This window comes from Sphingomonas sp. JC676, assembly GCF_014489075.1.
GTDB lineage: Bacteria > Pseudomonadota > Alphaproteobacteria > Sphingomonadales > Sphingomonadaceae > Sphingomonas.
In genome coordinates, this window is sequence record NZ_JACTGR010000004.1 from 216,495 (window position 1) to 227,765 (window position 11,271).

Consider the following 11,271-nt stretch of genomic DNA (forward strand, 5'->3'; position numbering starts at 1 on the left):
GATCATGGCAACCATCAAGATCAAGCAGACCGGCTCGCCGATCCGCCGCACCAGCGATCAGCGCGCAACGCTGATCGGCCTGGGGCTCAACAAGATGCACCGGGTCAGCGAGCTCGAGGATACCCCCGAGGTTCGGGGCATGATCCGCAAGGTGCAGCACATGGTCGAGGTGCAGGGCTGAGCCCTTCCGCCTTTTCCAGGTGACAGACAAAGGGGAGGGGGCTAAGCGCCCCCTTTCCGATTTTATTCAGCGCGACAAAAGCGAAAGCGAGTGCACATCATGAAGCTCAACGAACTCAACGACAACGAAGGCGCCCGCCACCGCCGCATGCGCGTCGGTCGCGGCATCGGCTCGGGCAAGGGCAAGACTTCGGGTCGCGGCCAGAAGGGCCAGAAGAGCCGCGAAGGCGTCTCGATCAACGGCTTCGAGGGCGGTCAGATGCCGCTCCACATGCGTCTGCCGAAGCGTGGCTTCAACAACATCTTCGCCAAGGATTATGCCGAGGTGAATCTCGGCCAGATCCAGAAGGCCGTCGATGCCGGCAAGCTCGATGCCAAGGCCGTGATCGACCAGGCTGCCTTGAACGCGGCGGGTCTGACCCGTGGCGGTAAGGACGGCGTCCGCCTGCTCGCCAAGGGCGAGCTGACCGCGAAGCTGAGCTTCAACGTCGCCGGCGCGTCGAAGACCGCCAAGGAAGCGGTCGAGAAGGCCGGCGGATCGATCGAGATCCCCGAGCTCGTGCCCGCCGCCGACAAGCACAAGGCGAAGCACCGCGTTGCCCAGAACGCCCGCAAGGCGGACAAGGCCGACAAGGTTGCGAAGGCCGCTAAGGCCTGAATCGTACCGGGGGGCTTAGACAAGCCCGCGGTTGCACCTATATGGGCGGCGGGGGCTAGGGATAGGTCCCGCCGCCTTTTCAATTTTCGGGACATGGTAATCGATGGCTAGCGCAGCCGATCAACTCGCCTCCAGCATCAGCCTAGCGAAATTCTCGCAGGCGACCGACCTCAAGAAGCGGCTGTGGTTCACCCTCGGCGCGCTGATCGTGTTCCGGATGCTCAGCTACGTTCCGCTTCCCGGCGTGGATCCCACCCAGCTCAATCTGCTCGCTCAGCAGACTCAGGGCGGCGTGATGGATTTCTTCAACAACTTCACCGGCGGCGCGCTGCAGCGCATGTCGGTCGTGGCGCTGGGCGTGATGCCCTACATCACCGCCTCGATCGTCATCCAGCTGGCGACGTCGCTCAGCCCGACGCTCAACGCCATCAAGAAGGAAGGCGAAAGCGGCCGCAAGCGGCTGAACCAGTACACCCGCTACGGCACGGTCGCGCTGACCGCGGTGCAGGGCTATTTCATCGCGGTAGGGCTGGAGAGTTTCGGCTCGCAGCAAGGTCTCCAGGCGGTGATCGAGCCGGGCCTGATGTTCCGCGTCGGCGCGGTGATCAGCCTGGTCGGCGGCACCTTGTTCCTGATGTGGATCGGCGAGCAGATCACCAGCCGCGGTATCGGCAACGGCATCTCGCTGATCATCATGGCCGGCATCGTCGCCCGCCTGCCCACCACGCTCGTCCAGCTGTTCGAGAGCGGCCGCACCGGCACGATCGATCCGCTGCGCCTGATCCTGATCATCGTCGGCGTCGCGATCCTGGTGCTGTTCATCTGCTTCATGGAGCGCTCGCAGCGGCGGATCCTGATCCAGTATCCCAAGCGCCAGACCGCGCGCGGCGTCCAGGCCGAGCGCAGCCATCTTCCGCTCAAGCTCAATACCGCCGGCGTGATCCCTCCGATCTTCGCCTCGTCGCTGCTGCTGCTGCCGCTGACGATCACCCAGTTCGCCGGCCAGGCGACGGTGGGCGAGAGCTGGTGGGGCGATCTGGTGATCACGCTGAACACCTATCTGCGCCACGGCTCGCCGCTCTACATGGGGCTCTATGCCGCCGGCATCATCTTCTTCTCCTTCTTCTACACCGCCGTGGTGTTCAATCCGGAGGAGACTGCCGACAATCTCAAGCGCTATGGCGGGTTCATCCCCGGCATCCGCCCGGGCAAGAACACCGAGAATTATTTCGACTATGTGCTGACGCGCATCACCGTGATCGGTGCGGCGTATCTGACCGTCATCTGCCTGGTGCCGGAATATCTGGTGCTGTCGATGGGCATTCCGTTCCTGATGGGCGGCACTAGCCTTCTCATCGTCGTCAACGTAACCATGGACACGGTGACGCAGATCCAGTCGCATTTGCTGGCCCACCAGTATGGCGACCTGATCAAGAAGGCGAAGCTGAAGGGCCGCATGCGCTGAATGCGCAGCGAAACGGGGAGACGGCTTTGAATATCATCCTGTTGGGCCCGCCGGGGGCTGGCAAGGGCACCCAGGCCAGCCGGCTCGAGGCGGAACGCGGCATGGTCCAGCTCTCTACGGGCGACATGCTGCGTGCCGCGGTGAAGGCGGGCACGCCGACGGGTCTCAAGGCCAAGGCGGTGATGGAAGCGGGCGAGCTCGTCTCCGACGAGATCGTCTCGGGCATCATCGGCGAGCGGCTCGATCAGGGCGACACCGCGACGGGCGCTATTTTCGACGGCTATCCGCGCACCCAGGCCCAGGCCGAATCGCTTGATTCGCTGCTGGCGGACCGCGGCCGCAAGCTCGATTATGTGATCGAGCTGGTGGTCGACGAGGACGCGCTGGTCGATCGCATCACCGGCCGCTTCACCTGCGCCCATTGCGGCGCGGGCTATCACGACCGCTACAAGCTGCCCAAGGTCGAGGGCATTTGCGACGTGTGCGGCCATCACGAGTTCAAGCGCCGTCCCGACGACAATGAAGAGACGGTCCGGACGCGCATGGCCGAATATCGCGCCAAGACCGCGCCGATCCTGCCGATCTACGAGGCCAAGGGCCTGGTCCGCCGCGTCGACGGCATGGCGGACATCGCCGTGGTGGGCGAGCAGATCGATGCGATCCTCGACGGCAGCGAAGCCGAAGCCTAATATTCGTCACCCGGCCAAAGTGCCGGGGACCACCGTGCGGCAACGAGAGGCGATCGAGCCTCTAGCGGCTTGCGAGCGGTGGAGTGGACCCCGGCCCTTCGGCCGGGGTGACGAAGGGAGTGGTTGCGATGAAGCGTGCGATCCCATTCGGGCTGTTGCTGGCGCTCTTTGCCACCCCGGCGGCCGCGGAAGTCGTCCAATCGTCCGACACCAGCTTCAGCGTCTCGCATAAGCTAACCATCGCCGCACCGCCTGAGCGGGTCTGGCAGGCGGTGATCCGGCCCAGCCTCTGGTGGCAAGGCGGGCATACCTATAGTGGCGACGCCAACAATATCAGTCTTGATCCCCGCGCCGGCGGCTGCTGGTGCGAGAAGACCGTGAATGGCGGGGTCGAGCATATGCGCGTGGTCTATGTCGCGGCGCCCGCGATGCTCCGGCTGACCGGGGCGCTCGGACCTCTTCAGGCGATGCCGGTAACCGGCGTGATGACGATCGAGCTCAAGCCCCAGGGCGCAGGCACCGAAGCGACCCTGACCTATGCGGTCGCCGGGCCGGGCGGCCTCGCACAGGTCGCCGCGCCGGTGGATGGCGTGCTCGGCCTCCAATGGGCCCAGCTCAAGGCGGCGGCAGAGAAGCGGCCGTAGCGGGACGGGCAGGGTCATGCCATTGCCAGCCCGCTTGGCGCGGCGCCCGCGATCGTATATGCTCCGCATTCCGGCAACGGCTTGACCGAGGAGCGCTTGACAGCGTCCCTTCGGGTGCATATGTCGCGCATCTTCCGAAACAACGGTTGTCACGGCGGCGCTCCATGCGCTTGTCGTGCCACTGCATTTTCGGAGCAACGCTACGAGATGGGACGTGAGCTGCCATGCCATGTCCCGTGGAGCTGGGAGAATAAATTCCATGGCACGTATTGCGGGTGTAAATATCCCGACCAACAAGCGCGTCGTTATCGCGCTGCAGTATATCCACGGTATCGGCCCAGCCAAGGCCAAGGAAATCACCGCCAAGCTCGGCATCACGCCCGAGCGTCGCGTGCAGGACCTGTCGGACCAGGAAGTGCTGCAGATCCGCGAGACGATCGACGCAAGCTACACCGTTGAAGGCGATCTTCGCCGCACGGTGGCGATGAACATCAAGCGCCTGATGGACCTGGCCTGCTATCGCGGTCTGCGCCATCGCAAGGGCCTCCCGGTCCGTGGCCAGCGCACGCATACCAATGCGCGCACCCGCAAGGGCAAGGCCAAGCCCATCGCCGGCAAGAAGAAGTAAGGGGGCGCTGAACAATGGCACGTGAACCACAGCGCATTAAGCGGCGCGAACGCAAGAACATCACCGCAGGCGTCGCCCATGTGAACGCCAGCTTCAACAACACGATGATCACGATCACCGATGCCCAGGGCAACGCGATTTCGTGGTCGTCGGCCGGCATGATGGGCTTCAAGGGATCGCGCAAGTCGACCCCGTACGCCGCCCAGGTTGCCGCCGAGGACGCAGGCCGCAAGGCTGCCGAGCACGGCGTGCGCACGCTCGAAGTCGAGGTCAAGGGCCCCGGTTCGGGCCGCGAATCGGCGCTTCGTGCGCTGCAGGCGGTCGGTTTCCAGATCACGTCGATTCGTGACGTGACGCCGATCCCGCACAACGGCGTTCGTCCGTCGAAGCGTCGTCGCGTCTGATCTAACCTTCTGTCCTGGTCGCGGGGCGCGGAAGCGCCTCGGGCCGGGCCGGTTACTTCGGCAGGATGGCTCCATTCTGCCCAACATGAGGAAAGCCCGTGTCGGTCAACGCTAAGAACTGGCAGGAACTCAAAAAGCCCAACGGCCTCGAGAAGAAGCCCACCGGCGACTCCAAGCGCAAGCTTACCTTCGTCGCCGAGCCGCTCGAGCGTGGCTTCGGTCTGACGCTGGGCAATGCCCTGCGTCGCGTGCTGCTTTCGTCGCTCCAGGGCGCGGCAGTCACCTCGATCAAGATCGAGAACGTCCTTCACGAATTCTCGTCGCTCGCCGGCGTCCGTGAAGACGTGACGGACATCGTCCTGAACGTGAAGCAGATCGCGCTCAAGATGCAGGGCGAAGGCCCGAAGCGTCTCCAGCTTTCGGCCACCGGCCCGGCAGAGGTGAAGGCTGGCGACATCGCGGTCTCGGGCGACATCGAAGTGATGAACCCCGAGCTGGTGATCTGCCATCTCGACGACGGTGCGACGCTCAACATGGAGCTGACCGCCGACACGGGTAAGGGCTATGTCCCCGCCCAGTCGAACCGTCCGGCGGATGCGCCGATCGGCCTGATCCCGGTCGATGCCCTGTACAGCCCGGTCCGCCAGGTTTCGTACAAGGTCGAGAACACCCGCGTCGGCCAGGAGCTCGACTACGACAAGCTCACGCTGTCGATCGAGACCGACGGCACGATCACCCCGGAAGACGCCGTGGCCTATGCCGCACGCATCCTCCAGGACCAGCTCGCGCTGTTCGTCCACTTCGACGATTCGGCCGTGACCCGTCAGGCTCCGGTCGGCATGGCTGCGACCTCCGCTCCCGCGGAAGGCGCTGTCGGCGATACCGCGCAGATCAATCGTTACCTTCTCAAGAAGGTCGACGAGCTCGAACTGTCGGTGCGTTCGGCCAACTGCCTCAAGAACGACAACATCATCTATATCGGCGATCTGGTCCAGAAGACCGAAGCCGAGATGCTGCGCACGCCGAACTTCGGCCGCAAGTCGCTCAACGAGATCAAGGAAGTCCTGTCGTCGATGGGTCTCCGCCTCGGCATGGAAATCCCGGGCTGGCCGCCTGAGAATATCGAAGAGATGGCCAAGAAGCTCGAGCAGGAAATCATGGGGTAAAGGGATAACGGCACCGTTCGCCGCATTCGGCGGGCAGTGCCGTTACCTTTGTTACCTTTGACGGGCTGTTGGCGGTGGCCCTTATCACCGCCTGGTCTGGGGTTCCGTCAGACGGCCCCTTAACGAACGAAGGAAGAAATCATGCGCCATCGCGTAGGCGGCCGTAAGCTTCAGCGGACCTCGGCCCACCGCATTGCCCTGTTCCGCAACATGTCGGCAGCGCTCATCAAGCACGAGCAGATCACCACCACCGTCGCCAAGGCGAAGGAGCTTCGCCCCTATGTCGAGAAGCTGATCACGCTCGCCAAGAAGGGCGGCCTTTCGAACCGCCGCCTGGCGCACGGCCGTCTGCTCGACGACGCACAGCTGGTGAAGCTGTTCGACGTGCTGGCGGTGCGCTACGCCGATCGCAACGGCGGCTATACCCGCATCGTCAAGGCCGGTATTCGCGCCTCGGACGCCTCGCCGATGGCGATCATCGAATTCGTCGACCGCGACGTTTCGGCCAAGGGCCAGGACTCGGGTCCGGTCATGACCGACGAGGATTTCGACGAAGCCGCCTGATCCGGCGACCAAGCTGCAAAGGAGCGACGAGGGTGGATAGCCCCGTCGCTCTTTTTGTTTCAACCACTCAACCATTGGTATGGGGTGAAATCGCGCGGCGAACTCCCAACTCCAGCACCAAGGTTATTGCATCGGCTTGGCCGGTGCCGGAGGTTGAGATGAGGTCCCATTCGAATTCGCGCCGCGGCGCACCGTCTACGCCGATCGGTTCATGGATCGCTGCCGCGTTGGCTTTGGCGCCGCTCTCGGCGCTGTTCTACGCTGTTCAGACGACAGGCATCGGCATCGCTTGAGCCGGGCCGTGCAACTGGTAGGAGGCTGTTCCAGTTTCCTGCCAGGACGAGCCCAGCCATGACCATTGCCTATCCCGAGACGCGCCGCACCGATCTGGTCGAGGAGCAATTCGGGGTACGGATAGCCGATCCCTATCGCTGGCTCGAGAATGACGTCCGGAACGACGCCGAGGTTGCGGCATGGGTAGGGGCGCAGAACCGGGTCACCGACTCCTATCTGGCGACGCTGCCGGGCCGCGACACTTTCCGCACCCGGATCAAGCAGCTCTTCGATTATGAGCGCTTCGGCGTGCCGCAAAAGGCGGGAAGCCGCTATTTCTACATGCACAATAGCGGCCTGCAGAACCAGGCTGTGCTGTTCGTCCGGGAGAGCCTGGGCGGCGAGGGGCGGGCGCTGATCGACCCCAATGACTGGTCGGCTGATGGTGCTACGGCGCTCGCCGAATGGGCGCCCTCGGACGATGGCCGGTACCTGCTTTACTCGATCCAGGACGGCGGCAGCGACTGGCGCGTGGCGAAGGTGCTCGACGTCGCGACCGGCAAGGACACCCACGATGTGATTGAGGGGATGAAGTTCACCCTCGCCGCATCCTGGGCCAAGGACGGCAGCGGCTTTTACTATTCGCGCTACCCCAAGGTCGCCGAGCAGGAGAAGTTTCAGGCGCTCAACCAGAACCACAAAATCTATTTCCACCGGCTGGGCACACCGCAATCGGCGGACCGGCTGGTCTACGAGACGCCGGCGGCTCCCACCCACAGCCATTATCCCCAGGTGACCGATGACGGGCACTGGCTGGTCATCACCACCAGCGAGGGTACCGACGACCGCTACGAGATCACGCTCGCCGATCTGAACGATCCGGCCTGGCCGACGCGGACGATCATCCATGGCCTCAACCATCACTGGTCGCTGGCGGGCAATCACGGCACGCGCTTCTTCTGGACGACCAACAGCCACGCGCCGCGGATGCGGATCGTGACGATGGACGTGATCGGCGAGCATCCCGAAGCGCATCCGCTGGTGGCCGAGGACAAGGCGACGCTGGAGGGTGCGGCGATCATCGGCGAGACGCTGGTCGCGAGCTATCTGGTCGATGCGCGCACCGAGATCCGTCGCTATGCGCTGGACGGCACGGTGCTGGAGCCGGTTGCGCTGCCGGGGATCGGCACCGCGGCGGGGTTCGGCGGTCGCCAGAATGATCCCGAGACCTTCTTCGCCTTCACCAGCTTCAACGCACCGACGACGATCTATCGCCACAATGTCAGCACCGGTGAGAGCACGCCCTGGGCGGTGCCGAAGCTGCTGTTTGATCCGTCCGAATATCAGGTTGAGCAGCGCTTCTATGCGTCGAAGGACGGCACGCGCGTGCCGATGTTCATCGTCCGCCGCAAGGATGTGACCGGCCCGGCGCCGACTCTGCTATACGCCTATGGCGGGTTCAACATCTCGAACACACCGGCCTTCTCGGCCTCACGGCTCGCCTGGATGGAGCAGGGCGGGGTGTTCGTCCTCGCCAACATCCGCGGCGGCGGCGAATATGGCAAGGCGTGGCACGACGGCGGGCGGCTCGCCAACAAGCAGAACAGTTTCGACGATTTCATCGCCGCCGGCGAGTATCTCATCAAGGAGGGCATTACCGGTTCCGGTCAACTCGCGATCCAGGGCGGGTCGAACGGCGGGCTGCTGGTCGGCGCGGTGGTCAATCAGCGGCCGGACCTGTTCACGGCAGCGCTGCCGGCTGTCGGCGTGATGGACATGCTGCGCTTCGATCGCTGGACCGCGGGCCGCTATTGGGTCGACGACTATGGCCATCCGTCGAAGGAAGCCGATTTCCATAACCTGCTGACCTATTCGCCCTATCACAATGTGAAGAGCGGCCAGGATTATCCGGCGATCCTCGCGACCACCGCTGACACTGACGATCGCGTCGTTCCTGGGCACACCTTCAAATATACCGCGGCGATCCAGGCGGCCGAGATCGGTGACAAGCCGCACCTCGTCCGTATCGAGACCCGGGCAGGACATGGTTCGGGCAAGCCGACCGACAAGATCATCGAGGAGGCGGCCGACATCTGGGCTTTCGCGGCACAGTGGACGGGGCTGGAAATCGTACCGCGCTGACGTGCCGTTACGGGTCGATTCTGACACTTTTCCAATCGATATCGTCGCATTAGCATCACCTCCGGCGGCTCGGTCGCCAAGGGGGCAGGGGGTATATGCGATCCAGGATATGGTTGGCGGCGCTGCCGCTGATGATGACGCCGCTTGCGGCGCAGGCGACGGCGGCCGACTTCACCGCATGCGACGGCTATTCGGCGCCGAAGAAGAAGTCCGACGGCATTACCAAGGGCACCTGGCTCTGGGGGCTGGCGAGCGCGAATGCCGATTTCCGCAGGGGAACGGTGATCGTTGGCGCCCGCGGCATCGCCGCGTGCGACGCAGCGCTCGTCGATCCGCTGCTTGTCGATGCCTTCTGGGTGCGCCGCGCGCATCTGCTGCAGTCCAAGGCGCTGCACCAGATGTCGGGCAATGCGTTCAAGGAGGCGCTGACGACGCTCGACCAGTCCGATGCGATTGGCGCAGCGCACGCCGATCCGCAGTTCAACAATTCGATCAAGCTCGCCAATCTGGCGCTGCGCGCGATCGCCTATTACCGGCTCGACCGGAAGGAAGACGCCCGCGCCGCGCTGAAGGCGGTCACCGAGGCCAGGCCCTGGTCGGTCAGCCTGCGCCAGATGACGACGGCCATCCGCACCACCTATGAGGGGGACTATGAGACGCAGAAGGCAGTGCTTCACGAGCAGGCGCGGATTGATCCACGCAAGCTGCACGTGCTCTTCTGGCTCGCTATGTCGCGCGGCGAGTTCGAGGAGGCGGTTGCCGACGCACACGCGCTGAGCTTCGACATTCCGCGCTCCCGCCGGGAATGGTCGACCGAGAGTGCGGAGGTTCGTGCCTATGCGCTGATCCGCGAGCGCGCCTCGGTCGCTGGGGCGACGGCCTATGCGCTCGCCGCGACCGGCAAGGTTGAGGCTTCGGCGCGCGAATATCAGCGCGGGCTCGATGAAATCGAAGATGCGACCCAGCCGCCGCCGCCCGACGCGCGCGGTCGCCCGCCCGGGAAGCAGGCGATGCGCGACTATGACCTGCGCAAGGCCTCCGGCCTCGAGGCGCGGAGCGCGCTGCAGGACTGGGGCCGCGCGATCGCGCTGCGCCGCCAGGCGTCGGGAATGACGGTGGCCGAGCTGCTGGAGTTCAAGGATCGGCCCACCGGCGAGGCCCTGATGGTAGCCGCCGATTTCTTCGCACAGGTGAAGGCGTCGGATTTCAAGCAGGCGGATACGCTCAACCAAGTGATCGACATGCTCCGCAAGCGCCAGGAAGAGTTCCGGCAAAAGGCGCTGACGATCAGTTTCAACCAGTTGGTCAAGCAGCTGCCGCGCCCCGAGACCGCGCAGATGGTGCCCAAGATGCAACGCGAGGGCGGCAACATCCTGCGGAGCAACCTCAATGGCTGGGCAGTCCGCAAGGCAGACGACCCGGCGCTGGTCAATGTCCGCTTTGGTGATGCCGTGGGCAGCAGCGCGCTGGTCGAGGAAGCGGCATTCCTCGCGGCCGCCAATCATGTCGCATCGCTGGGCAAGGACGGCTTCATCATCGAGGCCAGCCAGCTCATCGTGCGCACCATGCATGTGAGCGGCATGTATATCGGCAACTATTCGACGCCGAGCGGATATGAGTTGCGGCTGCTGCTTCGCCCGGTCGACACCGCGGCGCCGGCCACCGACCTCGAATCGTCGCGCTGGCGGATCGTGAAGGTGCGCGACGTGCAGGCGGCGCTGAACGGCAAGTTCCCGACCGGCTACTGAAGTTCGGCCGGCGATGTGGTTCAGGTGCCCGACAGGCGGGATTTTCTAGACTCGTTTCGCTTGTGGAATGGGAGGCGGATATGGGATTTCTTCGTTTGGCGGGCGGCGCCGCGGCGACGTTCGCGGCAATGTCGATGGCGGTGCCCGCCGAGGCGCAGCGCTATCATGGCTCGCGCCATCATCATCGCGGCGACAATGACGGCGTCGGCGGCTTCATCCTTGGCGCTCTGTTCGTTGGCGGAATCGCCGCGCTGGCTTCGGGTGAGAAGAAACGTCGCGAGCGCGAGGCTGTCTATCAGGAAGACTATGAAGCCCCGCCGGTAGAGGGCGAAGAGGGCAGCGCGCCCCCACGGTCGGCGAGCTCGCCGGTAGCCGACATCCCCGCGCCTGGCTCGGCCGAATATGACGGCCTGTATGATCCCGACGCCGCGGCGGACCGCTGCGCGGTGGCCGCCGAAGTCGACGCTCAGAAGTTCGCCCGGCTCTCGCGCGTGACGTCGATCTCCAGCACGGTCTGGAACGGCAAGAGCTGGGTGGTGAAGGGCAATGTCGAGCTCGCTGAAAGCTATCGCGATGAGGCCAAGCGGAGCTTCAACTTCCGCTGCGCACTGAAGGCCGGTAGTGAGCCCGAAGTGTCGATCCCGGGCCTCGCGCCCGCCGCCTAGGGGTCTGAGCTTTACAGCGCGGGACGGGCTCCGTATCGCCCCGCC

At 64.5% G+C, this 11,271-nt stretch carries 13 protein-coding genes; all 13 read left to right on the plus strand.

Features of this window, described 5'->3' with window-relative positions; translation table 11 throughout:
• Positions 1-4 precede the first annotated feature (4 nt).
• The 13 genes from rpmD (at position 5) to IAG41_RS14555 (ending at position 11,226) form a co-directional block, all read left to right on the plus strand.
• Entirely contained in the window at positions 5-181 is a 177-nt protein-coding gene (gene rpmD, locus IAG41_RS14495; RefSeq protein WP_187729365.1) for a 50S ribosomal protein L30, read from the plus strand.
• A 99-nt stretch (positions 182-280) separates the two neighbouring features.
• Entirely contained in the window at positions 281-838 is a 558-nt protein-coding gene (rplO, locus tag IAG41_RS14500; protein ID WP_187729366.1) for a 50S ribosomal protein L15, read from the plus strand.
• Between the two features lie 103 nt (positions 839-941).
• Positions 942-2,303 carry a preprotein translocase subunit SecY gene (gene secY, locus IAG41_RS14505; RefSeq protein ID WP_187729367.1) on the plus strand — a complete coding sequence of 454 codons (1,362 nt, stop codon included), beginning with the start codon at positions 942-944 and terminating at the stop codon, positions 2,301-2,303.
• Between the two features lie 26 nt (positions 2,304-2,329).
• Positions 2,330-2,992: an adenylate kinase gene (locus tag IAG41_RS14510; protein ID WP_187729368.1), complete on the plus strand. Its 663-nt coding sequence runs from the start codon at positions 2,330-2,332 to the stop codon at positions 2,990-2,992.
• 128 nt (positions 2,993-3,120) lie between these two features.
• Positions 3,121-3,636 (plus strand): SRPBCC family protein, encoded by a 516-nt coding sequence (locus IAG41_RS14515; RefSeq protein WP_187729369.1) that lies wholly within the window; start codon positions 3,121-3,123, stop codon positions 3,634-3,636.
• Positions 3,637-3,895: 259 nt separating this feature from the next.
• Positions 3,896-4,264, plus strand: a complete 369-nt coding sequence (gene rpsM, locus IAG41_RS14520) for a 30S ribosomal protein S13 (RefSeq protein ID WP_187729370.1) — start codon at positions 3,896-3,898, stop codon at positions 4,262-4,264.
• Positions 4,265-4,278: 14 nt separating this feature from the next.
• Positions 4,279-4,668 (plus strand): 30S ribosomal protein S11, encoded by a 390-nt coding sequence (rpsK, locus tag IAG41_RS14525; RefSeq protein ID WP_187729371.1) that lies wholly within the window; start codon positions 4,279-4,281, stop codon positions 4,666-4,668.
• Between the two features lie 98 nt (positions 4,669-4,766).
• Entirely contained in the window at positions 4,767-5,834 is a 1,068-nt protein-coding gene (locus IAG41_RS14530; RefSeq protein WP_187729372.1) for a DNA-directed RNA polymerase subunit alpha, read from the plus strand.
• Positions 5,835-5,975: 141 nt separating this feature from the next.
• The gene (gene rplQ, locus IAG41_RS14535; protein WP_187729373.1) at positions 5,976-6,398 is read left to right on the plus strand and encodes a 50S ribosomal protein L17; all 423 of its coding nucleotides are present in this window, start codon (positions 5,976-5,978) and stop codon (positions 6,396-6,398) included.
• A gap of 32 nt (positions 6,399-6,430) precedes the next feature.
• Positions 6,431-6,691 carry a hypothetical protein gene (locus IAG41_RS14540; RefSeq protein ID WP_187729374.1) on the plus strand — a complete coding sequence of 87 codons (261 nt, stop codon included), beginning with the start codon at positions 6,431-6,433 and terminating at the stop codon, positions 6,689-6,691.
• A 58-nt stretch (positions 6,692-6,749) separates the two neighbouring features.
• A complete protein-coding gene (locus IAG41_RS14545) occupies positions 6,750-8,813 on the plus strand; it encodes a prolyl oligopeptidase family serine peptidase (RefSeq protein ID WP_187729375.1) in 2,064 nt (687 codons plus the stop codon).
• A 95-nt stretch (positions 8,814-8,908) separates the two neighbouring features.
• Positions 8,909-10,561, plus strand: a complete 1,653-nt coding sequence (locus IAG41_RS14550) for a hypothetical protein (RefSeq protein WP_187729376.1) — start codon at positions 8,909-8,911, stop codon at positions 10,559-10,561.
• Between the two features lie 80 nt (positions 10,562-10,641).
• Entirely contained in the window at positions 10,642-11,226 is a 585-nt protein-coding gene (locus tag IAG41_RS14555) for a hypothetical protein (protein WP_187729377.1), read from the plus strand.
• Positions 11,227-11,271 lie beyond the last annotated feature (45 nt).